At 62.4% G+C, this 24,871-nt stretch carries 19 protein-coding genes and 1 pseudogene; 6 read left to right on the plus strand and 14 right to left on the minus strand.

Annotated features, from left to right (window positions below; translation table 11 throughout):
- From ABID16_RS20135 to ABID16_RS20160, 5 genes and pseudogenes are all read right to left on the minus strand, one after another.
- On the minus strand, positions 1–339 hold a 339-nt coding region (locus ABID16_RS20135), incomplete at its 3' end, for a helix-turn-helix domain-containing protein (RefSeq protein ID WP_354558165.1).
- A gap of 235 nt (positions 340–574) precedes the next feature.
- Positions 575–914, minus strand: a pseudogene (locus ABID16_RS20140) (GNAT family N-acetyltransferase); the annotation flags it as partial.
- Between the two features lie 392 nt (positions 915–1,306).
- The gene (locus ABID16_RS20150) at positions 1,307–3,613 is read right to left on the minus strand and encodes a methyl-accepting chemotaxis protein (protein WP_354558166.1); all 2,307 of its coding nucleotides are present in this window, start codon (positions 3,611–3,613) and stop codon (positions 1,307–1,309) included.
- A gap of 248 nt (positions 3,614–3,861) precedes the next feature.
- Positions 3,862–5,247, minus strand: coding sequence for an MFS transporter (locus ABID16_RS20155; RefSeq protein ID WP_354558167.1), 1,386 nt, complete (start codon positions 5,245–5,247; stop codon positions 3,862–3,864).
- Between the two features lie 213 nt (positions 5,248–5,460).
- Entirely contained in the window at positions 5,461–6,411 is a 951-nt protein-coding gene (locus ABID16_RS20160) for a dihydrodipicolinate synthase family protein (RefSeq protein WP_354558168.1), read from the minus strand.
- Between the two features lie 144 nt (positions 6,412–6,555).
- Here ABID16_RS20160 and ABID16_RS20165 point away from each other — a divergent pair, with 144 nt between their 5' ends.
- Positions 6,556–7,581 carry a LacI family DNA-binding transcriptional regulator gene (locus ABID16_RS20165; protein ID WP_354558325.1) on the plus strand — a complete coding sequence of 342 codons (1,026 nt, stop codon included), beginning with the start codon at positions 6,556–6,558 and terminating at the stop codon, positions 7,579–7,581.
- A gap of 64 nt (positions 7,582–7,645) precedes the next feature.
- Here ABID16_RS20165 and mobC read toward each other — a convergent pair whose 3' ends face one another.
- The 7 genes from mobC to ABID16_RS20200 all read right to left on the minus strand — a co-directional run bounded on the left by mobC (position 7,646) and on the right by ABID16_RS20200 (position 15,978).
- Positions 7,646–7,969, minus strand: a complete 324-nt coding sequence (gene mobC, locus ABID16_RS20170; RefSeq protein WP_354558169.1) for a plasmid mobilization relaxosome protein MobC — start codon at positions 7,967–7,969, stop codon at positions 7,646–7,648.
- 550 nt (positions 7,970–8,519) lie between these two features.
- The gene (locus ABID16_RS20175) at positions 8,520–9,383 is read right to left on the minus strand and encodes a hypothetical protein (RefSeq protein ID WP_354558170.1); all 864 of its coding nucleotides are present in this window, start codon (positions 9,381–9,383) and stop codon (positions 8,520–8,522) included.
- A 110-nt stretch (positions 9,384–9,493) separates the two neighbouring features.
- Positions 9,494–11,605, minus strand: a complete 2,112-nt coding sequence (locus ABID16_RS20180; protein ID WP_354558171.1) for an autotransporter domain-containing protein — start codon at positions 11,603–11,605, stop codon at positions 9,494–9,496.
- Positions 11,606–11,850: 245 nt separating this feature from the next.
- Complete coding sequence (locus ABID16_RS20185) at positions 11,851–12,693, minus strand: ABC transporter permease (protein ID WP_112630321.1); 843 nt, start codon at positions 12,691–12,693, stop codon at positions 11,851–11,853.
- Positions 12,694–12,697: 4 nt separating this feature from the next.
- Complete coding sequence (locus ABID16_RS20190; protein ID WP_354558172.1) at positions 12,698–13,579, minus strand: ABC transporter permease; 882 nt, start codon at positions 13,577–13,579, stop codon at positions 12,698–12,700.
- The gene (locus ABID16_RS20195) at positions 13,576–14,679 is read right to left on the minus strand and encodes an ABC transporter ATP-binding protein (RefSeq protein ID WP_354558173.1); all 1,104 of its coding nucleotides are present in this window, start codon (positions 14,677–14,679) and stop codon (positions 13,576–13,578) included. Before ABID16_RS20195 ends, ABID16_RS20190 begins: the two co-directional genes overlap by 4 nt.
- 123 nt (positions 14,680–14,802) lie before the next feature.
- The gene (locus ABID16_RS20200; RefSeq protein WP_354558174.1) at positions 14,803–15,978 is read right to left on the minus strand and encodes an extracellular solute-binding protein; all 1,176 of its coding nucleotides are present in this window, start codon (positions 15,976–15,978) and stop codon (positions 14,803–14,805) included.
- A 170-nt stretch (positions 15,979–16,148) separates the two neighbouring features.
- Here ABID16_RS20200 and ABID16_RS20205 point away from each other — a divergent pair, with 170 nt between their 5' ends.
- The 4 genes from ABID16_RS20205 to ABID16_RS20220 are packed head-to-tail and all read left to right on the plus strand — an operon-like array spanning position 16,149 to position 20,999.
- A complete protein-coding gene (locus ABID16_RS20205) occupies positions 16,149–16,871 on the plus strand; it encodes a GntR family transcriptional regulator (protein ID WP_354558175.1) in 723 nt (240 codons plus the stop codon).
- 52 nt (positions 16,872–16,923) lie between these two features.
- Positions 16,924–18,111 carry a mannonate dehydratase gene (gene uxuA, locus ABID16_RS20210; RefSeq protein ID WP_354558176.1) on the plus strand — a complete coding sequence of 396 codons (1,188 nt, stop codon included), beginning with the start codon at positions 16,924–16,926 and terminating at the stop codon, positions 18,109–18,111.
- A 21-nt stretch (positions 18,112–18,132) separates the two neighbouring features.
- Positions 18,133–19,548: a glucuronate isomerase gene (gene uxaC, locus ABID16_RS20215; RefSeq protein ID WP_354558177.1), complete on the plus strand. Its 1,416-nt coding sequence runs from the start codon at positions 18,133–18,135 to the stop codon at positions 19,546–19,548.
- Entirely contained in the window at positions 19,545–20,999 is a 1,455-nt protein-coding gene (locus tag ABID16_RS20220) for a mannitol dehydrogenase family protein (protein WP_354558178.1), read from the plus strand. The genes uxaC and ABID16_RS20220 overlap by 4 nt, the downstream gene beginning before the upstream one ends.
- Before the next feature lie 3 nt (positions 21,000–21,002).
- On the opposite strand, the gene ABID16_RS20225 is transcribed toward ABID16_RS20220, so the two are convergent.
- Together ABID16_RS20225 and ABID16_RS20230 are read right to left on the minus strand one after the other, a co-directional pair.
- Positions 21,003–21,983, minus strand: a complete 981-nt coding sequence (locus ABID16_RS20225; protein WP_354558179.1) for a LysR family transcriptional regulator — start codon at positions 21,981–21,983, stop codon at positions 21,003–21,005.
- Between the two features lie 107 nt (positions 21,984–22,090).
- Entirely contained in the window at positions 22,091–23,578 is a 1,488-nt protein-coding gene (locus tag ABID16_RS20230) for an aldehyde dehydrogenase family protein (protein WP_354558180.1), read from the minus strand.
- Positions 23,579–23,780: 202 nt separating this feature from the next.
- On the opposite strand from ABID16_RS20230, the gene speB reads away from it, so the two are divergent.
- Complete coding sequence (speB, locus tag ABID16_RS20235; protein ID WP_354558181.1) at positions 23,781–24,821, plus strand: agmatinase; 1,041 nt, start codon at positions 23,781–23,783, stop codon at positions 24,819–24,821.
- Positions 24,822–24,871 lie beyond the last annotated feature (50 nt).

Here is a 24,871-nt window from a genome sequence, read left to right on the forward strand (position 1 = left end):
TGGCAACGCACCTTCGAACCGCATCCGCCCGGCAATCTGCTCCGGGCTCCAGCCAGCCTTCAGACAGACGACGATCCGCTGGCGCAACTCGGAATATCGGACGAGCTTGCGGTGCCGGAACCGACGGCCAAGCGCCAGTTTCTGAGCCAGCACACACCAGTAGCCGGTCAACTCAGGGATTTCGACGTCGTGGTGTCGGTTTCGCCGCAATTCGCGGAACACGGTCGAACGGTGGCGTCCCAGCCGTTCAGCGATTTCCGTCGCGCTCATCTTCATCAGTCGCCAGCGTTCGATCTGACGCCGGTCAGCTAGGGTGAGGTGGCTGTATCGGGTCTTCATTCAGGATGTCCTTTCCATCTTCAACATCCTGCCACGTTTCAAAAGTCGCAGTTCGGTATAGCGCGTACCCCGGCTATAAGTTTAGATTTCATAATTTAGTTTATGGAACTAATATCTTGGGCGGAATAGGAAAAATACCTTTATGTGCCAGACGTTTAACGGCTAATCGTCTATACGGACATTGAGCCCGTAAGTTTTGGTTAGAATTGTATCAATAGGTACGGAGAGTTCCGGCTCAGAGAAGACCCTTCGCCTTGAGGTCGCCGGCGAAAGTTGCCAACGGCAACACAAGCGCCAGCGGTCTATCTGCAAGCGGCTCGGCCCCATAACTGGCATACCAGCGCGCTGCTCGCTCCGCTCTTGGCGTCGATTATCATGAGCACGCCACCCACCACATCCGCGATCCGCAATCAGCGTAACGCTGCGGTCGCGAAAAGTTGCCCGCCTAACTCCTATCCCGCGACAGTAGCATCGGTTGCAGTCCGAGGCGGCGATTCATGCTGCCAACGTCCTGCCAACCGGGGGCCGTTCCACATATGAGCCAGAGCCAATTCTCCGGTCAGACCCGAAGGCGCTCAACGATATCGTCAATCAGCGTGCAGCGAAGCGGGGCTTGATCCGGCAGAGTTTCCGGCCCACGGCATTCGCTCCGGATATCTCACCGTGGCTGCCAGTCCCTGCATTCCGCTGCCCGAAGCGATTGAACAATCTCAACAGCGCTCCCGTCCGGCAGGCCACGGAATATTACAACAGCGCCACGCGGACGGGCAACAAGGCTATTGGGATCGAGTGGTCGGCGTACATGAATACATAAGCCGATGGAAAGGTATCAATATATGGCCGCTATTTCCCAAACCGTTGGTTTGAGTCCTTCCCGCAATATGAAATGGGTTAGGCCACGCAGGGATCGGATGCGACAATACTCTGCCCTGGGGATCACATCCCAATATGAGCGCCATGAGCAAGCTCAGAAGGTTTCCCACTGCGGAGCTGCAGCCGCATTGCCGGCCCGCCCGCGCTGAGCGACAGCGCGGGAAGGAGCCCGCATGCTGGAAGCCACATTGCGCAGCTGTTGCCCATCATTGCCAAGTGCAAAGCGTGCAAGAAGGTCCGCCAGGTTGACAGATTCCTGCGCAAGGCCCGCACCCGCCGCATTCATCTCTTCCACCATAGCCGCATTCTGCTGTGTTGCCTGATCCATGTGGTTGACGGCCGTGTTGACCTCCGCCAGTCCCGAGGACTGTTCCTGCGCCGCTGTCGCGATGGCTTCCATATGCGTGTTGATCACCTGGACCAGTTGCTCGATCGAATTAAGCCCCTGCCCCGTATCGGATACGAGCTTCACACCTTCGGAAACGGCAGCTGTCGAGTTGTTGATCAGCGCCTTGATCTCCTTCGCCGCATTCGCAGACCGCTGCGCAAGCTCGCGCACTTCCTGTGCAACAACCGCAAAGCCCTTTCCGGCATCACCGGCGCGTGCCGCCTCGACGCCGGCATTCAGCGCCAGCAGGTTGGTCTGGAAGGCGATCTCGTCAATGACGGAAATAATGTTGGAGATCTGCTGCGATGCCTGCTCGATCCGCTCCATCGCCGTCACCGCATTGCGCACCACTGCACCGGAGTGATCCGCATGCGAGCGGGCCTCTCGCACCACAGTGCGGGCTTCGGCTGCACGCTTGGAGGTAGAAACGACGTTGACCGTGATCTCTTCCAGCGCTGCCGCCGTCTCTTCCAGAGACGCGGCCTGCTGTTCCGTACGCTTGGCCAGGCTGTCGGAGGCGTCTGAGATTTCCTTTGAACCGTTCGTCACGGTCGCGGCCGAGTTGCTGACGCTGAGCAACGCCGCACGCAATTGGCTGACGGAGGTGTTGAAATCGGCACGCAGGGTTTCAAATTGCGGGGCGAACTGTTCGTGGATCTCGCAGAGCATGTCACCTGCGGCAAGACGCTTCAGGCCTGCTGCCAGCGAACCGGTAGCCCGGTCCAGGCGTTCCTGCGCTTCGGCTTCCGCCCGACGCTGCACCTCGACACGATCAGCTTCCGCGAGCTTGCGGTTTTCATCGGCTTCCGCCTCAAGCTGCTTGTTGCGGATGGCCGCTTGGCGGAACACTTCGACAGAGCCCGCCATACCGCCGATCTCATCCTGCCGATTGGTGAAGGGGATGAGGGATTGCGTATCGCCATCGGCCAATGCCTGCATGCAGCGGGTCAAATTACCAATTGGCATGGCGACGCGGCGCACGACAATCACCATCCCGGCAATTGCAACAACAAGTGCGGCCAGAAGCAGAAGACCATACGCGATGACGCTGGAAAGCGCGCCATCAGCGAGTTCATTGGCCTTGTCGTCCATCACCTTCATGGAAGCGACCACGACATCGGCGATCGCCGCCTGTGACTTGGAACTGGGAGCCAGCCAATTGTCCAGGGTGACACCGACAGGTTCGCCTGCCACAGCCTTCTTGAACATCCCGTCGCGCGTATCGGCGATCTGTCCGCTGAAATAGGCAGCTTCAGCCTTCGTCAGCAGCTGCTTCAGGTCGTTTGACACGATCGGATGGTCGATCAGCGCACGCACCTGCAACCAGCTGGCCGTGACCTTTGCATCCTGGGCGATCAGTTCAACGACATCAGCCTTCGGAAGCGCCGCACCAGAGGCCGCAGCCTTGTTGAGAATGATGTTTTCCGCGCCAGCACCAGCGCGGGCCGCCCAAGCGTTTCCTCGGATCTGCAAGAGATCAGTCAGGCCGTTATCAAGAGCTCGAATGGCGGATTCGGTGAAGATGGCATTGGTTTCAAGATCCGTTAAGACCGTAGCCCCAAACGACATCTGTTTGACGTTCACGTCCTTGTTTCGGCTGTCCAGCGGCATGGCCAACTGCGCGTCGATTTGTGCGCGCATCGAAACGATCGTATCGTAATTTGTCCTGGTCTTGGCAAGGATCGCGGAAAACTCCGGGCGATCCACTGCTTGTATCGCCTTATCGATTGCCTTCATCGCCGCATCGACTTTTTGGCGATCCACGGGAATGTCCTGCGGCGTCGTGCCGGCCTTTTCCGGCGTCGTAATCATCGCCGTGTTCGTGTGACCGCGCTCCAGACGATAATTCAGAAGAAAGTCGAACAGGGCCTTGTCCACAGCCGTCAAACCCGCGACCTTCTTGAAGGTATTGTACGCCGAGTACGATTCCAGAACGGATTTCGATACAACGGCACCTAAAGCCAGACTGATCACGAAAAATACGGAAACGAGAACATTTCTGATGGAAAACATGGTCTAGATAGACTCCAGAATCTTTGCATATCGTTTTCCGCTAAAGAACTTAAATATCGCTAAATTACCCGGAATTGATTTTTCGAGTTTGACGACAAACCGCGCCGCCACTCAAATCATTCGACGACGGACACTTTTGATCCTCATAAGACCGGGGAGAGATCACGACTTCGCTTGCAGCACGTCGTGATCCCTTTCTTTGGTATCTTCCACCGCGGCATCAGCCTGACTGACCGGCAGAGCCGCAATCAGGGCGAAAGTTCTTCAAGTGCCGTACCCTTGGTTTCCACCGCGAAGAAGAAGGTGAGACCCGCGCCGACCAGCAGAATGGCCGCGAAGGTGGCGAACACATACTGGATACCCACCGCCGTCATGATGAACCCGACAACCATCGGACCGGCCGAAGAGCCAAGCCTGAGCCAAGCGCTGCCCGCCCCGGTCCCGATAGCACGCAAGCGGGTCGGATAGATCTCTGCGGAATAGAGATAGAGGGAAAATGTCACTGTCTGCACAATGGCATAGGCGATGCTTGCAAGAACGAGCACCTGCACGGCCGAGGTCGCACCCAACCACGCAAGGGCGAGCAATGGAAGCGGTGCCAAAATCAGCGCCCCCGTATACCAGCGCTTGCGGCCGACCTTGTCGATGAGAAGCGCGCAGATCACAGCCGCCACGACACCGCCGATCGATGTCAGGAAGCCATAGAATATGCTGGTCTGAAGCGGCAGGTTGAAAACCTGGCGGTAGAGCGTCGGAAGCCAGGTGATCGTTCCATTGGCGACCATATAGGTCGTGAACCACATGGCCCAGATCGACAATGTGCGGCGCAGGTAAATGCCCTGGAAAAGTTCCTTCCAGTCGGAAGCGCGCTTGACCGGCGTCGCGACGATCTTCGGTTCGGGCAGCTCCTTTCCGGATGCGCGCGCACTTGCCTCCATCTTCGAGACGATGGCATCGGCCTCCTGGTAGCGACCGTTTGCGGCGAGCCAGCGCGGCGATTCGTTGAGGAACCAGCGAAGCGGGATCATGAGCACCGCCGGAACGAGACCCACGATGAACATGGCTTTCCAGCCATAGGCGGGCACCATGAAATAGCCGATGAGACCGGCACCCACGAGACCGAGCAGGAACATCACCTCGTAGAGCAGGAAGAAGCGCCCGCGGCCCTTGTAGCCGATCATTTCGTTGACATAGGCACTGGCGACAGGCACCTCGCCCCCGGTTCCGATGCCCTGCACGAAGCGAAAGGCCATCATCATGCCGGCTCCCGCCGCAAACAGGCAGGCGACGTCCATGCTGACGAAGAGCAGAATGGTGAAAAGCAGGACCTTGAGCCGGCCGACCTTTTCCGCGAGCCAGCCGAACAGAATCGCGCCGATCAACTGTCCGAGATAGCCCATGGACAGGATCATACCGGTCTGCTGGGCGTTCAGTCCCCATTCCTTGACCAGAACGGGCATGGCATAGGCAATTGCAATGACGGTATATCCGTCGAAGAAGGTCGCGGCGCCGACAATGTTTCGCGCCCAGAAAACCTCGCGCGTGACCGGAAGCCGTTCCAGGCGGGCACTGATATCCGCTTGCGGATCGTCGACCTGCCGCGCATCTGCCAACGAGGGCTGCATGATGTTCATTGGTTCCTCCTCACGCTCCGCGAACACCCTCTCCATCCCGGTGCCGGAAACGTCTTCGTGTTGTTGCTAACTTGGCTCAGGGCATCCTGTCTGTGCAAGAAATTCAGCCGGCATCCCTCTCGACGGCGTGCCGTGCCCGATCTGCCGACCGGCATGCTTCAATCGCGGGTCAGTGCCCCTGCGCGCCCAAGCGCGGCAGGGGCCGCCGACGGTTTACTCGGCAGCAATCAGCTGCTGATCGACGCGGCCGATGCCGGCGGCGTCGAAGGCCGCAAAGATCTCGCGCTCGGCCTTCTCGCCCAGGTTCTTCAGGGGCTCGCGGATCGTTGCGTGATCGAGAAGACCGCGGTGAACGAGGCCGAGCTTGAGAGCGACTGTGCCTTCCATGTGCGAACCGCGATGATAGACGGCGCGGGTGACCGGCAGAAGCTTTTCGAAGATCTTGCGGGCTTCCGGATAGTTCTGCGCCTTGCCGGCCTCGATGAGGTCAATAAGCAGTTCCGGCGCGATGTTGCCGTAGCCGACCAGCAGACCGTCGACATCGAACATGGTCGGCAGCAGCCATTCGTCGTGGCAGGACAGAACCTGGAGCTTCGGGTTGGCCTTCTTCAGTTCGGGGATTTCGACATACCAGCGCTTCATGTTGCGCACGCCGTTCTTGGTGGCGACAACGCCGTCCTGCGTGGCAATCTCAAGCTGGGTGTCGAGGTCGTAGGACGCTTTGGTTACGTCGGGATACTGGAATAGGATTTCCTGCAGTCCGGACTCTTCCCAGATCGCCTTGTAGCGGCTCTGCGGTGCGCCCTTCTGGTAGCCGAAGCGAAGCCAGCCGTGGTTCGGATAAACCAGCGCGCCGGTTGCGCCCGCTGCCTTGCACTTCTTGGCTTCGGCGGCGGCAACCTGCGTGCCTTCGCCGGTGATGCCGGCAATGATCGGAACGGCGCCATCAACGGCTTCAACATAGGTGCGGATAAGCGCCAGGCGTTCGTCTTCCGTCAGGAAAGTGCCTTCGCCGGCATGGCCGAGAATGACGAGGCTCTTCACGCCCTTCATCGAGACCAGCCATTTGGCAATCCGGGCATTCGCCTTGTGATCGACTTCGCCATCCTGCGTGAAGGCGGTGACGGGAGCGGGGCTGAGGCCGCGAAGGTCCATGGGGTTCATTTGATTTCTCCTCCTGATGCATCGCCGGCAAGTTTCGTTTGGCGATGGGAACGTTATTGGGAACGTTCCCAATATCGATTTGATTTTTGGAGGAGTCAAGTGGTAGAAATCAAATTCTATGAACGCGGGAATGAAAGCGGCGCTATGAAGAGTGACAGGACAAACCCCGAGGTGCAGCCGCGCGTGACAATCCTGGACGTGGCAAAGGCCGCCGGCGTTTCCAAATCCAGCGTTTCACGTTTTCTCGACGAGCGCATACCGAAGTCGGATAGCGAGACTGCCCGGCGCGTGCGGCAGATCGCCATGGACATGGGCTATGTGCGCGACGTTTCGGCATCCTCTCTCAGGCGCGGGAAAACCGGCATGGTTGGGGTCATCGTTCCGCGCCTCACGGATACGGTCATGGCCATGCTTTACGAAGCGCTGGCGCATGCGGCGGCGCGCGCGGGCCAGTTCACCATCGTTGCAACGACCGAAGATGAGCCTGGAGCCGACCGGCGCGCCGCCGATATCCTGCTGCGCCGCGGGGTGGACGGCCTCATCCTGTCAACAGCGCGGGAGGGGGACAATTTCACCGACGAACTGGTCGATCGCGGCGTGCCCTTCGTCCTGGCGCTGAGAACGGACGGCAAATGCCGCTCCTCCGTGGGCGATGACTGTCTGGGCGGCTATCTGGCGACCCGGCACCTCCTCGACCTTGGCCATCGTCAAATCGGCCTGATCGCCGGCCCGACCTACGCTTCCAGCGCAACGGGACGCGTGGAAGGGTACAGGAAGGCCCTGGCGGAAGCCGGCCTTGAGGCGCGGTCGGAATGGATCAAGGGTTCGACCTTCGGCATCGAATCGGGCGGCGAGGCGGCCCGCCAGCTGATGTCGCTCGCCGAGCGCCCGACGGCGATCTTCGCCGTCAACGACAATACTGCCATCGGCGCCCTGTCCGCGCTCACCCGTATGGGCCTGTCGGTGCCAAACGATGTCTCGCTGGTCGGTTATAACGACATTCCGGTGGTCAGCCATTTGCCGATCCCCCTGACATCGGTGAAGATCCCCTTCGAACAAATCGCAACAGCCGCCTTCGATCTGCTTTCGGCCGAGACCGTATCACCGCGCGAACGCATCCGCATTGCGATGCCAACATTGATCCCTCGTGGTTCCACAAAGCCGAGGTGAGATCGTGCCGACGAGCCAGCATTTTTCTTCAATCTCATCCAGCAGGGAAAGAAAGCCATCGAGGTCAAACATGGCGCGTTACCTCTTCTGACGCACGCGCCCTCCCCTTCCCGCACCCGGCTTCAAGCATTCCCATCTGTTCCATGACGAGCCTGCCAAGCCTATCAACGCCGCTCTTCAGCTCGGCATAACGCGGAGCCCGTCCGGCATTGAGCGCCCGCGCGATCTGGTTCAGGTTCATGCCCACTTTCCGCAACTGCACGACATTGGCGTGAATGCCCTTCGCAGCCTCTCCGTCGAAGGTCGGCCCAAAACCGGAGGCATGGCGCGCCAGCCGGCGCAAAATCTCGCTCGTGGTCAACCGAGAAGCGATCGCAAACGATGTCAACGCGCGCCACTCCTCGTCTGACAGACGCACAAGGACCACCCGGCCGCGTCTGATTGACGACGAAAGTTTCGGCCGTCCGCCTGCCATGGTGATCCTATTGCGTCTCATCTCGTCGTTCCGGTCGCCCTGCGACTGCCGGAACGACCCCCCAACCGCCCGCTTCGGGCACAGGCAGTTTTCGTATCACGAAGACTGCTATCCAGCCGGTCAGATAATTCAATATTATTATTTATTTTCATATACTTAAATCATCTTAAAAAGCACTTTACTGCAGGAAGTGAACCCACTTCATGAAGCATAGCGCTTCATGAAGGACTTCGCTGCGTTAAGCTCTCTGCTGTGCGGCGTGTCGTGCTCCGGCAAGCGAAATGCTTCCCGAAGACCATGTTGTTAACAGGGAATAGCTGTCTCCGATTGAGGCTTCCCTCGTCTATATATGCACATGTATGTAGGCATCATAGACTGGGACTCTGATGACCATTATCTCATTCGCAAACTCACACCGCGGCACGCGCTCTATCCTACGCAGCGAGGATAATCGTGGTCACGATCACGATGCCAGCAGTCGCGCCGAGACAGTATCGAAGGCCCGTTCGACCAGCGCCAGCTTGTTGATCTGGTAAGCCTCGTATTCCTTGCGAAACGCCGCGGACAGCCAAAGCGTCGAATGGCCGCGTCGTCCTGTCCAGCCCAGGAAGCCCCCTTGTTCGGCAACCATCAACTTGCGTCCGAGATGCGTGCGCGAGACCTTCACCTGCTCGGCAAGTTCAGTGATGGAGACAATGTTCGTCAGTGTCCGTTCGGCCTGCTCCGGCCCGGGTTCCAGCCCGGCTATCAGCTGGTCCATGAGATGGCCCCCATCCTTCAGCCAGGTGAAATTGGCGAACGCGCCCTGCGGAAGCCGCATCGACCGGGACGCCGCCAGCTCGTCGGCCACCGCCGGCTGCACGATGCGGACCGATTGCGGAACGCGCTGAAAGGTGGCGCTGCGGCATCCGCCGTCGAAGCAGTCCAGCATGTGGAGATGCAGGTTTATCCAGCCCGTGATGGCAGCAACCATCGAGTCCGGCAGGCAGAGCAGGCGGACCTTGCCTTTCTTTTCCGGAGAGCGGTACTGAACAACGCCATATTTCAGCATCTCGAGCATGAAGGCGTGTGCCGTATTGCGTGCAGCGATCTGCTCCGCCTCCACCTTGTCCAGAACCGAGGCGGTGTAGGCGGGCGGCCCATCGCCGGTGAGTTCGCGGAAATAGAGCGCGATGCCGACCTGCGCCATCAGCCAGCGCTGCTGGGTGCTGAAGACAGCGCCCGTCAATGGGTCAGCGGCATGCAGCTCCAGAAAAGCGCTGGCCAAATGCCTGACAATCGCCCGCCGGTCAGGGTGGGACATCATCTGTTCGAAAGACAAGCTCATCTTTCGGTCTCTTTAAAACGTATTGGTTTGTAATCCCGGCAGACGGTCCAAAGTTCGGTCGTCTCGCGAAACCCTATAGCAGCCGTTGTATACAAATCCTTGACAGGCCTCTAGAATTTCACGCGATAGCTTGCCGAGAGCCAGGTGACATTGCGGCCGGTCTGGTTGGAAGTGTTGAGCATGACCAGCCCGTCGCCATTGCCGAGCTTGTAGTTCACCCCGATGCCGCCCCGGACCCAGTCCTGCTGCACCGGCGCGCCGTCGATGGAGAAGGCCGAGAGCCCGAGGATCTGCCCGCTGACACCCGCGCCGGCCTTCTCGAAGCGATGGCCATATTCGAGGCGAGTGACGAGGGCGAATTGATCGTTGAGCGGCGTTTTGGCGTCCGCGCCGATCCGCACGGCGTTGGAGACTTCGCGCGACGCGTCGAAACGCGACGGGAAGCTGCCGCCGGTTTCGGTATAGCCGCCCATGCGTCCATCGATATGGGTGTAGCTCGCATAGGGCGATACACCGGTATCGGCCAGCATGAAGGCATCCTTCCAGTCGAGCCGGGCGCGCAGCGCGAAGGTCTGCGTGTCGGTCGAGCCGGTGGAGAAATCGTTTGCCGTGCCGTTCAGGTAGCCACGACGGATATCCGCCCTGCCCCAGCTGTAATAGCCGGTCAGCGTACCGACAAAGCGGCCGCCGAAGTTCAGTGCCGCTTCCGGTGCGACATAGCCGCCGGAGAAGGTGGCATTGCCGGCATTGTTCAGGTCGAAGCGCGAATATTGACCGCCACCGGCAATGCGCACCGTCCAGCCGCCTTCGATCCCGCGGCCGAAGCCGATCTCGCCCGCGCCGAGCCCGCCGCGATAGGTTTGCGCATCGGCGTAGCCGCCATCGCCCGTAAACCAGGCGGAGGATTGGCCGGCATCGAGCAGCATGAAGAGCGGCGAGGAATGCGCGCCGTTGATGACCTGATCGGCATTGAGCGACATAGGCGGAAGGCCGTTCAGGTTGGCGAGGCTCTGCTGGAAATTGGGCACGTCCATCAGGCCGGCCGTGGTTGTGGTGCCGCCGGGTTGTACCGGAACGGGGCCTCGGGCGATATAGGGGTTGGTGTTTCGCAGCTGGCCCACCACCACATTGCCGTCCGCCGACACGCCGGAGGCGGTCTGTGTGGTGAAGTCGGCGACGGCAACGCCGTTGCTGCGCAGCCATTTTTCGACGCTGAGCATGCCGGTGGCCTGGGTCCAGCGAAATCCGACCGCACTGGGTTCGTCATTCGGGGTGAGAGGCATATAGGTATTTCCGACAACCACCGCGCCATCGGCGGAGACGGCCCTGGCGTCCGAGGTATCGTTGGCGCCCCCCAGCGTGCCGAGACTGACCATGCCGGTGGCCTGGGTCCAGCGGAAGGCGCGAGCGGAGTTGTTCAGCATCCCGTCCGCGGCATATCCGACAATGACCGAGCCATCGCGGTTGGCGGCTCTTGCAAGGGAAACGCTACCGTTGTTCAGGGAGCCCAGGCTGACCATGCCGGTGGCCTGGGTCCAGCGGAAACCGCTAATATTGCCGTCCTGCTGATCATTGGAATAGCCGACGACCGTGCTACCGTCGCCGCTGACGCCATTGGCCCAGGACCACTTGGCTAATCCGACGACTCCCAGATCCACCATGCCGGCGGCCTGGGTCCAGCGGAATGCCCGGCTGCGGCCACTGGGCAAGGTTGACGAGCCGACGACGGTGTTGCCGTCGTCGCTGACCCCCGTGGCAGCGGATGTGCTGCCACCGAGTGTACCGAGACTGATCAAGCCGGTGTCCGCGGTCCAGCGAGCCGCCCGCGGCTGAAAGACGCCGCCGTCTACGGCCTGACCGACAATGACGCTGCCATCGGCATTGATCCCGTATGTGGACAGGCTGTTGCCGCCATGGAGCCTGCCGAGGTCGGTATAGGTGCCGTTCGCGGCGCGCCGGAAGCCGTTGCCCAGGGCGCTGAGCGCCAGAGTTTTTCCGTCCCCGCTGACCGCCACCCGATCCTCAACGGCTTCATCGCCGGCCGGAACACCCGGCGGCGTTCCGATATCGGTGAAGGACTGGGCCGGGGCAGGCCCGGCGGCGCAGAACGCGGCAGCACCTGCGAGAAGTACGCGCCTCAGCCGGAGAAAGACGGGGTTTTCAGATGGAAAGATAAAGGCGGGAAGGCGTTCCTTCGATACAATCGATGTGTGCAGCGTCATTGTCCAGTTCTCAACACCTGAGTTGCCGGCCTGTCGCAATCCGACGGCCGCCTTCGCGAGGCTGCGAAGAACATTCTCTTAGGAAAGCGGGAGGCCGCAGTCTCCGGCCATTTTTGGGACTCTGGATTTTTCGTCGTGTGCGGTCGCGGGGAAAGGTCGGCCGCTTTCAGATGACGCCGACGCCGCCGCACCCCCCAAGGCACCCCGGGGAGCGGCGGGTTTCGCTCAGTGCCGTGAGAGCGCCTTCAATGCGCCGATTGCTGCTTGGCGCGGGTGACGATCTGCGTCGGGTTGACGAATTGCAGGGCAATCACCAGCCAGAACAGTGTCGTGACCATGTAGACGACCGCCATCGCGTCGATGGACTGCGCGGCGCGCACGCCGGAGGCGAAGACGGCGTAATAGAGCGAGACCACCAGCGTCTGCGTCGTCGGACCGGCGACAAGGAAGGTGAGCTCGAACATGGCGAGCGCCCGGACCAGAACGAGAAGCAGCGCGGCGAGCATCCCCGGCAGCAAGAGCGGCAGCAGAATGCGGACGAACAGGCTCGTGGTCCCTGCCCCGAAGACGCGGGCCGCCGCCTCGATGCGCGGGTCGATCTGCTCGATGAAGGGGATCATCACCAGCACGACGAAGGGGAAGGAGGGCACGAGGTTGATCAGCACGACGCCCCAGAACGTGCCGCCGAGCCCGAACTGATAGAGCACGGTCGCAAGCGGAATGCCGTAGGTGAGCGTCGGGATGAGGAGCGGCAGGAGGAAGAGGAGAACGACGATCTTCTTGCCCGGAAAATCGCGCCGCGCCAGCGCATAGGCCGTCACGACACCCAGCAGGCCCGAGAGGATCGTCACGGTGAAGACGATCTCGAAGGTGACCAGCACGACATCGGAGAGCTGGAACTCGCTCCAGGCGTCGAAATACCAGCGCGTCGTCCAGCCGGCCGGAAGCCAGGTGCCCAGCCAGCGGGTGGCGAAGGAGTTGATGATCACGACGGCGATGACGCCGGCGAGATTGAGGACGAAGAGGCCGGCGACGGCCCAGATGGCGAAGCGCCAGAGTTTCGAGGCGAGGCCCTTGTCACGGATCATCGGATCAACCTTTCGTGCCGCCGGCCGGGCCGCGATAAAAGAGGGAGCGCAGCGCCAGAACCAGCACGACCACGACCAGCTCGACGCCGCCCATGACGAGCGCGATCGCCGAGCCCATGGAGTGATCATATTGCTCGAAGGCCGCCTGATAGGCCGCAATCGAAATCACGCGGGTCGGGCCGGCGGGTGCGCCGAGAAGCACGGCGGAGGGGAAGACCGCATAGGCCTGCACGAAGGACAGGCAGAAGGTGACCGCCAGCCCCGGCACCAGCAGCGGCAGGAAGATGCGCTGGAATCGCTGCCGTGCCCCCGCCCCGAGCGTCGCCGCCGCCTGCTCGATGGCCGGGTCGATGCCCGACACATAGGAGAGCGTCAGCAGGAAGGCGAAGGGAAAGCCGGTGATCAGCAACGAGGCGAAGACGCCCCAGTAATTGTTGGTGAGCTTCAGCGGCTCATGCAGGATGCCAAGCAGCATCAGCACATGGTTGAACCAGCCGCGTGGTCCGAGAAAGGTCAAGAGGCCATCGGCGACGAAGACCGTTCCGAGCGTGATCGGCAGGACGAGGATCGTGGTGAGCAGGCGTTGCCGGCGCATGAGGCGGACGCGGAAGGCGATCGGCACGGCCAGCGCGAGGTTGACGATCGTCACCGGGAGCGCGAGCCAGAGCGTCGCGGCGATGGTGCCGTATTGATAGGGATCGCCGAAGAACTTCGCATAATTCGCATACCACGCGCCGCCATCCTTCGGCCGCAGCGAGTCGATCACCCCGAAGGCGAAGGGATAGATGAAGAGCGCGAGGATAAAGATGAGCCCCGGCAGGAGGAGCAGCGTCGTGCCGTCGAACCCTCGCGCGGCAAGCCGGCTGCGAAGCGAAGGCGCACTCATGCCACGTCTTCCCGGAAGATCAGCGCCCGGCGCGGCGCCGGGGCGAGATAGGCTGAGGAACCGCGCAACAGCGGTTCGTCGGCGCGGAAATAAAGCTCCGCGCCTGCAGCCGTGCGCGCCAGCCCGAAGAAGGCCCGGCCGCGATATTCGATGCTGACGACGGTGGCGGCAATGCCGGGGCCTGTGGCGCTTGCGACAAGGTCTTCCGGACGGATGGCGAGAACCGCTCTATCGCCCACCTTCAGAGTTTCGCGCGCCAGCCCGTGGAAGCGGCTGCCATCCACTTCGATCTCGGCCTCGTCGCCAGCAACCGAAACGATCCGGCCCGGCATGCGGGTGCGGAAGCCCATGAAGTCGGCCACCGTGAGATTGACCGGCCGCTGATAAAGCTCTTCCGGCGTCCCCACCTGCTGGATATGGCCCTGGCTCATGACGACGATGCGGTCGGCCAGCGACAGCGCCTCGTCCTGATCATGCGTCACATAAATGGTGGTGGAGCCGATCTGGTCGTGGATGGCGCGGATTTCGGCGCGCATTTCCAGACGCAGCTTGGCATCGAGATTGGAAAGCGGCTCGTCCATCAGCACGATGGGCGGACGGATGACGATGGCGCGGGCAATGGCCACGCGCTGCTGCTGGCCGCCGGAAAGCTGGCCCGGCAGCTTGTCCGCCTGGCTTTCCAGCCGCACCATGGCAAGCGCATCGCGGATGCGCTTCTCGGCCTCCGGCCCCTTGATGCCCTGCATGGCAAGGCCGAAGCCGACATTCTTGCGCACGCTCATATGCGGGAAGAGCGCATAGCTCTGGAAGACCATGCCGAAGCCGCGCTTTTCGGGCTCCAGCTGGTCGATACGGCGGCCACCGAGACGGATTTCGCCGCCGGTGAGTTCCAGCAGTCCGGCAATGCAGTTGAGCGCCGTCGACTTGCCGCAGCCGGAAGGGCCAAGCAGCGCGATGAACTCGCCGGGCTCGATGGCGATATCGATGCCTGCCAGCGCGTTATAGGCACCAAAGGACCGGCGCAGGCCGTCCAGTTCAAGACGTCCGCCGATGCGCGATGCGCCCGCTGCCGGGCTCGCATGTTCTGCCACTGCGTTCACTCTATGCTCCATTCCAGAAAGACAGGCGATGCGGGCTTGGCGCCCGCATCCATCTCTTTGTCTTGACGCAATTCCGACGAAAAACCGGCTCCCGGTTCTCCTGGAATTGCCTGAGCCTCACAATCAGCCCTTCTTGGACCCGATCTTCTCGTCCCAGATGCGGAAGGCTTCCACCATCTGCTTGGGCTGAAGCGGCACTTCCAGCGGGTTGTTGGCGATCCAGTCGGCATATTCCGGCCGGCCGAATTCCTTGATCGTGTCCTGGCTTTTCTGCGGCGCCATTTCGAGCGTGACGTCCTTGACCGCCGGGCCCGGATAGAAATAGCCGGCATCGAAGGCGATCGCCTGCTGCTTGGGCTGCAGGATGAAGTTGAGCACGTCCATCAGAACGGCGACCTTCTCGTCCGGCACGCCCTTCGGCACGACGGCGTAATGCGCATCCGTCACCCAATGGAAGCCGTCAAGCTTGGCCACCTTGGCTTCGGCCGGCACGATGCCGAGCGCGCGCGGGTTGATGTCCCAGCCGGTTGTCGAGACCATCATATCGCGGGTGCCTTCGCCGAGTTCCTTGCAGACCTGCGTCGTGCCGCTCGGGTAGTACTGGATGTTTTCGCCGAGCGCCGCGAGATATTCCCAGGTCTTGGCCCAGCCGTTCGTCGGGTCCAGCGGGTCCTTGTCGCCCAACAGATAGGGCAGACCCATGAGGAAGGTGCGGCCGGGGCCGGAATTGGCGGGGCGGGCATAGATGAAGCGGTTCTTGTTCTGCTTCGCCCAGTCCATCAGTTCCTGTGCGTTCTTCGGCGGGGTCTTCACCTTGTCCGGCATGTATTCGATCAGCGGGCCGGACGGATAATAGGTGACGACGACGCCCTGATCCTTGGCCAGCGCCTGCATCTTCCAGGCCTGCGGCAGATAGATCTTTTCCAGATCCGGCAGGTCGGCCTTGTGCGAGCCGAGGTCAAGCCAGAGGCCCTGGTCAAGGCCTGCGGAAAGCGCATCCGTGCCGGTCAGCACGAGGTCGATATCGACCTTGCCGGCCGTCTGCTGCGCCTTGATCTTGCCCGGCAGTTCCGGCGCCGGCGCCTTGGTGAAGGCGAATTTGGAGACCCAGTCCGGCTTCTGCGCCGCATAGGCCTCGAACATGCCCTGCGTGAGGGCCAGATTGCCGGCAACATCGGCCACCGTTATGGTAACGGGGCTCGCGGGCTTTTTGATTTCCGCGAAAAGGCGGCTGGGAAAGGACCCCATGACAACCGCACCGGCCGCGCCTCCGACAAATGTTCTACGTGTAATTTTCATGCTGGCTCCTCCCATTGTTTCAGGCCGGCACAAAGGTGCCCAGGCCCCATGAAATCGACTGCAAAATCCTCTGAAAACTTCAGTCAGGCGCGACCTCCTCCGTCGCGCCCCTTGGCAAGTCTGATTAACTGATATACTAGTACACTTAACCCTGTCAACAGAGCCCCTTGATGCCACAGAACGAACTCGTTCCCACTCTTGACGACACTTCCTCAGCGAGAAGGCCCGTTGGCCTTGTGCGCGTGACCACGGCGCGCGCCATCTATGAGCGGCTGCATGCCGATATCCTGTCGCTGAAAATGCCGCCCGGCATGGCCCTGCAGGAAAAGAAGATCGCCGAGGAGTTCGGCGTCAGCCGCACGCCGGTGCGGGAAGCGCTGCTGCGCCTTTCGGAGGGCGGGCTGGTCGATATCTATCCGCAGTCGGGCACCGTCGTGTCCCGCATACCGGTCTCGGCCATTCCCGAAGCCGTGGTGGTGCGCAAGGCGCTGGAATCGACCACCGTGGAGCGAGCCACCGAAATTGCCGATGCCGGCGCGATTGCACGGCTGGACGCCATCATCACCCGCCAGCGCATGCGCGCGGCGCTCGGCGACACGTCCGGCTTCCACGAGGAAGACGAGGCTTTTCATGAGGCAATCACCCAGATCGCCGGCTATCCGGGCATCTGGACGATCCTCAAATCGGTGAAGGTGCAGATCGACCGCGCGCGGCGCATCACGCTGCCCATCCTCGGGCGCATGGACAAGGTCATCCAGGAACATGTGGTCATCCGCGATGCAATTGCAGCGCATGACGCTGAAAGCGCCAAGTCGGCGATCCTGCATCACCTCAACGCCGTCATTCCCGATGTCGCGGAATTGCGGCTGAAACACCCGGATTACTTCCGGTAAGCATATTCTAACATTTTAAGGCAGGCAGGCCGAACGGCAGGAGGAGACGACATTGCGGCAGGGTTGGAGATGGTTCGGGCCGGAAGCGCCGGTCACGCTGGACGAGGTGCGCCAGACGGGCGCGACGAATATCGTGTCCTCGCTGCATCAGGTTCCGATCGGCAGGGTCTGGACTGAGGCCGAGGTTGCCGAACGCAAGTCGCTGATCGAGACGACGCCGGCTGGGCGTTCGCCGCTCACGTGGTCGGTCGTCGAAAGCATTCCGATCCCGGATGCGGTCAAGCGCATGGGCGGCAAGGCCAGGTCAGAGATCGAGGCCTGGATCGCGAGCCTCGAAGCCGTCGCCGCCTGCGATATCCCCATCGTCTGCTATAATTTCATGCCCGTGGTGGACTGGACACGCACCGAACTCGACTATGAAATCGAGACCGGCGCGACCGCCATGCGCTTCGACCAGGAACGCTATGCGGCCTTCGATCTCCATATCCTGCAGCGCGCCGGTGCCGAGGCCGAATATTCACCCGAGGATCGCGCCCGCGCCCGCGCCGTCTATGAGGCAATGAGCGAAGCCGAGATCGCCGAGATCACCCGCATCATCACCTCGGCCCTTCCCGGCTCCACGACCGAGCCGATGACCGTGCCGGGCTTCCGCGACAAGCTCGCGCAATATGCCGGCATAGATGCCGCGAAACTGCGCCAGCATCTTGTCGAATTCCTGGAAGCCGTCACGCCGGCGGCGGAAGCGCGCGGCGTCAAGCTGACGCTGCATCCCGACGATCCGCCGCGTCCGCTCTTCGGCCTGCCCCGCATCGCCTCGACTGCCGACGACTACGCAGCCCTCTTCGATGCCGTGCCCTCGCCGGCCAACGGCATGTGCTACTGCACCGGCAGCCTTGGCGTGCGCGCCGACAACGACCTGCCGGCCATCGCCCGACGCTTTGCGGAACGCATCCATTTCGTGCATCTGCGCGCCACAAAGCGCGAGGGCGATGGCCGTTCCTTCCATGAGAGCGCGCATCTGGAGGGCGATGTCGACATGGTGGCGGTTCTGAAGGAACTCGTCGCCGAGGATCGCAAGCGTGACGCCGCCTCGCAGATGGTCTTCCGCTCCGACCACGGCCACCGGATGCTCGACGATCTGGCGAAGACCGTCACCCCCGGCTATCCGGCCATCGGCCGCATGCGCGGGCTCGCGGAACTGCGCGGCATTCTCTACGCGCTCGGCGTGGTCCCGAACTGAGGCCCAGAAGTGAAGAACAACATGAATAGCAAGAACGGCATTCTCCATCCCGACCGGCTCTTTCCGGCCGACCCCGCCACCCGCACGGTCGCCCGTGACCTTTATGAAACGGTCAGCGACCTGCCCATCGTCAGCCCGCATGGCCACACGGAGCCGTCATGGTTTGCCAATGACACGGCCTTTGAGGACGCCTCGGCCCTTCTGGTGATCCCGGATCACTATCTCTTCCGCATGCTCAACAGCGTCGGCGTCAAGCTCGACGATCTCGGCGTGCCCCGGCTCGATGGCAAGCCGGTGGCGAAGGGGCGTGACATCTGGCGAGCCTTTGCAGCGCAATATTCGCTGTTTCGCGGCACGCCCTCGAGCCTCTGGGTCGATCATGCCATGTCCGCCGTTCTCGGCTGCGACGAGGCTTTGACACCTCAGAACGCCGACCGGCTCTACGACCATATCAATGCCCAGCTTGCAACGCCCGAATTCCGCCCGCGTGCCCTGCTGACCCGCTTCGGCATCGAGACGATTGCGACGACCGAAGGCGCGCTCGATACGCTCCCCCATCACCAGAGGCTCGCCGCCGACGGCTGGATCGGCAAGGTGCGCACGACCTATCGCCCCGACAGCGTGACTGATCCGGACGCGCCCGGCTTTCGCGACAACCTCATCAAGCTCGGTGAAATGACCGGCGAGGACGTCACCCGCTGGGACGGCATGATTGCCGCCCATCGCAACCGCCGCGCCTGGTTCCGCCAGTTCGGAGCAACCGCGACCGACCACGGCGTGCCGTCTGCCTTCACCGCCGATCTCGCACCGGGTGAGAAGCAGGCGCTCCTCGACAAGGCGCTGAAGGGGCCGCTCTCTTCTGCGGATGCCGAACTTTTCCGGGGGCAGATGCTGACGGAAATGGCAGGGCTCTCCGCCGAAGATGGCATGGTCATGCAGATTCATGCCGGTTCGCGTCGCAACACCGATGCCGCCCTCTTCGCCACACGCGGTCCGAACATGGGCGCCGATATCCCCGGCCGCACCGACTGGGTCGGCGGGCTGAACGCGCTTCTCTCAAAGCACGGCCACGCGCCGGGGCTGAAAATCCTGCTCTTCACGTTGGACGAAACGACCTATGCCCGCGAGCTGGCCCCCATGGCCGGCTATTGGCCATGCCTGATGATCGGCCCGCCCTGGTGGTTCCATGACAGCCCCGCCGGCATTCGCCGCTATCTCGATCAGGTCTCGGAGACGGCCGGCTTTGCCAATCTCGCCGGCTTCAACGACGATACGCGGGCACTTCTGTCGATCCCGGCGCGGCACGATGTCTGGCGTCGTGAAGTCTGCCGCTACCTTTCAGGTCTCGTCACCGAGCACCGGATGACGAGCCAGGAAGCGGAAATCGTCGCCCACGATCTCTGCTACGCCAATGCGAAGAAGGCCTACAAGCTGTGACGACACGCCTGCAGAATCTGGACGGCCTCCCCGCCTCCGTCATCCGTCCGGCCTATCGCCGCGATGCGCTCACCGCCGGCATCCTGCATCTCGGGCCGGGCGCGTTCTTCCGTGCCCATCTCGCCGTCTACACCGACGATGTGCTGGCGAAGGACAATCGCTGGGGCATCGAAGCCGTCAGCCTGCGCAGCACCGATGTGGTCAATCATCTGAACGAGCAGAACGGGCTCTACACATTGCTCACGCGCGACACGGCCGGCACCACTGCGCGGGTCATCGGCTCGATCAGCAAAGCCCATGCGGCGTCCCGCAATCCTGCCGGCCTGCTGAAGCGTCTCGCCGATCCCGCCATCCGCATCGTCAGCCTGACCGTGACCGAAAAGGCCTACGGGCTCGACCCGCGCACCGGCGGCCTCGATCTTGCCCATCCCGATATCGCCGCCGATCTCGCCAATCCCACCCATCCGCGCGGCGTCATCGGATATATCGTCGCCGGTCTCGCTGCGCGCCGGGCGCAGGGTCTGAACCCTTTCACGCCGCTCAGCTGCGACAATCTGCCGGGCAATGGCGCGGTGTTGAAGCGGCTGGTGCTGGAATTTGCCGACCGCGTCGACCCGGCTCTGCGCCGCTGGATCGAGGAGAGCGTCCCCTTCCCCTCCACCATGGTCGACCGTATCACGCCGGCCAGCACCGACGAGACCTATGCGGATGCGCAGCGCCTCACAGGCCACGCCGACCGCGCGGCCATCGAGACCGAACCCTTCTCGCAATGGGTGATCGAGGATCACTTCGTTGACGGCCGCCCCGCCTGGGAAGAAGCCGGAGCGCTGATGGTTTCGGACGTCTCGGCCTACGAGAAGATGAAGCTGCGCATGCTGAACGGCGCGCATTCGCTGCTCGCCTACCTCGGCTTCATCGCCGGTCACGAATTCATCCGTGACACGATGCAGGATGCGGGCCTGAAATCGCTCGCGGAACGCCACATGAAGGCAGCGGCCAGAACGCTCGATCCGCTCGCAGGCATCGATTTCCACGATTATGCCCGCGCCCTGATCGCCCGGTTCGAAAACCGCGCCATCGCACACCGCACCTACCAGATCGCCATGGACGGCACACAGAAGCTCCCGCAGCGGCTGCTGCAGCCGGCAATGGAGGCATTGGCACGCGGCGAGGATGCGGAAACCTTCGCCATCGCGGTGGCCGGCTGGATGCGCTACGCGATGGGCATCGATCGGGACGGCAAGCCTTACGAGCTGCGCGACCCCCGCGCCGGCGAAATCGCTGCGGCGCTTGGCGCAACTGACACAAGCGCCGTCAGCGTGTCGCGGGCGCTCTTTTCGCTCCCCGGCCTGTTTCCCGAAGCCTTGACGGACAATGCGCATTGGACAGCAAGGGTGGAGACTGCGCTTGGCGATCTCATGTCCGGGGCGAGTGTTCCCGCGATCCTGTGATCGCTATTCCGTAACGGCGGCCGTCTGCCCCTTGGGCGGCCGCCCCTGTGCCCCGCGCTCGCTTGCCAGCTTCGAGATGATCTCAACGAAGAGGCGCACGGTGGGGCGGCTTTTCCAGTCTTCGGTCGTGGCGATCTGGAACTTCGCCTTGTAGGAAAAGAGCTTTGGCCGGACGGGACGCATGCGGCCCGCCGCGACGAATTGCGCCGCATAATGGTCCGGCAGATAGCCCAGAAAACTGTCCGACAGGATCAGCATCGCCTCGGCTTCCATGTTGGACACGGTCGCATGGGGGCTCGCGATGGCGAATATCTTGATGTCGCGCGCCGCCCAGTAGCTCCGCCCGATGATCCGGTGCGTGCGCACCTCATCGATGCCGATGCGCTCGTCCGGCTGCGCAAACAGCGGATGGCCCGCGCCACAATAGAAATTGTGGGTTTCCTCATAGAGATCGAGATAGGCAAGACCCAGCGCCATGCGCGGAAAGCTGCCGATCGCGACATCGAGCTTGCGGGCGACCAGATCGCGCAGCAATTCGCCCGGCGAGCGGACTTCAAGCTGGAATTGCAGGGCCGGTGCGGCGTCCACCAGACTGGCAATGCTGGCCGAAATGGGAGAGGCAGGATCGGAAATCATGTTGTCGAGCATGCCGATGGACAGCGTGCCGCCGAGATTGGAGCGGAAGCCGGCCACCTTGCGGCTGAACTGGTCGAGCGAGCCGGTGAGCCGCTGGCATTCGTCGAAGATCATCCGACCGCTTTCGGTAAGCTGGAAGCCGCCGCGGCCGCGCTTGCACAGCGTCACGCCGAGCCGCTGTTCCAGCGCTGCGATCTTTTCCGAAATGGTGGACAGCGACAGATTGAGATCGGTCTGCGCAGCCGACAGGCCGCCCGCTTCGACCACGCGGATAAAGATCCGGATGAGGCGGATATCGATATTGTCGATCGAGATCGGGCTTCGGGCGATGGTCTCCGTCTTCTGCATCCGCAACTCCTGCAGCACGTCCGCCCCTTCGAAGGCCGGGCTGCGATCAGGCCGGCGCCGATGGCGACGCCTGCTCTGTGCCAGAATGTGCAAGGCGGAGCAAGCGGTCAGGCGGCTTGCGTGATATGCTTGATGCCCTGATAGGCCGAAAGCCCCCATGGACCCAACTCGCGGCCAATGCCGCTGCGCTTGAACCCGCCCCAGGCCGTGTTCGGGGGGATGACCTGTATCGTGTTGACCCAGATATGGCCGGCTTCAATCCGACGCGCCACGGCAGCGGCCGCCTGTCTATCCGTGCCGACGACGGTTGCCGCAAGGCCGAAGCTTGTATCGTTGGCAAGGGAAATTGCCTCTTCGACGGTGGCGTAGCTGCGCAGAGCCAGAACCGGCCCGAAGATTTCCTCCTGCCAGATGGCATGATCCTGCGGCACGTTGCGATAGATGGTGGGCTCGACAAAATAGCCTCTGCCGCCTTCGACAGCCTTGCCGCCCGTCAGGCACTCAATCCCGTCCGCCTGCGCCTGAGCGAAAACGCTCTTCACCTTGGCAAATTGCGGCGCGGTGGTGAGCGGACCCATTTCCGCATCCGGATTGTCATAGCCGCCGACGGTCAGCCTGCCGGCCTTCTCGACAAGGGCGGCGATGAAATCGTCGGCGATCTTGTCCGCTACAAAGAGGCGCGAGGTGGCCGAGCACATCTGGCCGCAATTGAAGAAGATGCCGGCCGCTGCGATATCGACGGCTTCGGCAATGTTCGCATCTTCCAGAACAATCAGCGGCGATTTGCCGCCAAGCTCCAGCGAAACGGGGACGGCACGCGCCGCGGCGGCTGTCATGACGCGGGCGCCGGTGGCATTCGAGCCGGTGAAGGAAATCTTGCGGAAGCGGCGGTTTTCGGAGAGTGCCGCGCCGACGTCTCCGGCGCCCGGAACGATGTTGAGCACACCGGCGGGCAGGCCTGCCTCCAGTGCCAGATCGCCATAGACGAGTTCGGCAAGTGTCGTGAATTCGGACGGCTTCAGCACCGCCGTGCAGCCGGCGGCAAGCGCCGGGGCCAGCTTCCACGCGGTCGTGACCATGGGGAAGTTCCAGGCGACGATGAGCGCGACGGGGCCCAGCGGTTCGGCATAGGTCGCGCCTGCCAGACCGTCCATCCCCAGATCGACCGGGCGACCCTGGTCCGCATCGAGCTGGTCGGCAAGGCCGGCATAGTAGTCGAAGGTGGCGGCCGCATCGTCCACGTCGATTTCGGCCTCGAAGCGCGGCTTGCCGTTGTTGAGCATCTGCAGATGGACGAGTTCGGCCTTGCGCGCCCTCAAACCCTCGGCAAAGGCCCGCAGGTATCCGGCGCGCTTCGCGGAACCCATCTTGCCCCAGCTCGCAAAGGCCCGCGTGGCAGCCTCGGCGGCCTCGTTCACCTGCGCCGCTGAGGCTGGCTTGAATTGCGCGAAAGCCTCGCCGGTCGAAGGATCGACAGCCGAAATCGCGGCCGCACCCTCGCCCTTGCGCCAGGAACCGTCGATGAAGACGCAAGCGTCGCGGTCGATCATGGCGGTGGAAACATCCAGTGTCGCGGCGAAAGTTCGGGTTGTCATGGCGCGGGTTTCCTCCAGTCGAGCCTCTGATGAAATGCGGACGGCCGTTCCCGTTCTTCTCGGCATTCCCGTTGCGTCCAAGGGTCGGCGATGGCGCACCTTGAATACAGTGGGAGAAGTCCGCGCTTCACTTCGCAATAATCCGAATTAAAGCGCGCTTGCGCGCGATTAAGGTGGGGTCAAACAGGCAGGAGACTTCGCGATGACAGACCAGGCGCATCTTGACGCACTACGCAAGAAATACGGCAACGCGGCCGGCGGCGACATTTTCGATCCGCTTTTCAAGCAGGTGGCGGAGGCTCAGTTCTCCGGCGGCGACAAGCGCAAATGGCCGTTTGCCGGCATTCCGACCCTGCTCGATGCGCCTGCCATGCCCGATGCGGCGAACTCCGACGACTTCGGCGGCCTCGACATCGCCCTTCTCGGTGTTCCGATGGATCTCGGCGTCACCAATCGCAACGGAACCCGCTTCGGCCCGCGCGCCCTTCGCACCATCGAACGCATCGGTCCCTATGACCATGTTCTCAAGGTCTCGCCGCTCACCAGGGCCAAGGTTGCCGATATCGGCGACGTGCCGTTGCAGAGCCGTTTCGATCTCGCCCAATGCCATGCCGATATCGAGGCCTTCTATCGCCGCCTCGTGGGCGCCGGCGTGCGCCCGCTCAGCGTCGGCGGCGACCATTCGATCACCTCCTCGATCCTCAAGGCGGTTGGCGCCAAGGAGCCGGTGGGCCTCATCCATATCGACGCCCATTGCGACACGTCCGGCCCCTATGAGGGCACCAAGTTCCAGCATGGCGGCCCGTTCCGCCTCGCCGTTCTCGACGGCGTTCTCGATCCGCGCCGCACGATCCAGATCGGCATTCGGGGACCGGCCGAATATCTCTGGGAATTCTCCTATGAGAGCGGCATGACTGTCGTCCATGCCGAAGAGATCAACGAACACTCGCTGCCGCAGATCATCGCCAAGGCGCGCGAACTCGTGGGCAACGGCCCGACCTACGTCTCCTTCGATATCGACAGCGTCGACCCGGGCTTTGCGCCGGGCACCGGCACGCCGGAAGTGGGCGGCCTGATGCCGCGCGAAGTCCTGCAGATCCTGCGCGGCCTCGACGGGCTCAACATTGTCGGCGGCGACGTGGTCGAGGTTGCGCCACAATACGACTCCACCACCAACACCGCGCAGATCGCCGCGCAGGTGCTGCATACGATCCTCTGCCTGATGGTCAATTCGGGCAAGTGACCGCTCCGGAAAAACGAAGGACCGGCGAGGGTTTCAAACCCCGCCGGTCC

It is taken from the genome of Limnomicrobium aquaticum, from assembly GCF_040545545.1.
GTDB classification, from domain to species: domain Bacteria; phylum Pseudomonadota; class Alphaproteobacteria; order Rhizobiales; family Rhizobiaceae; genus Ensifer_A; species Ensifer_A aquaticum.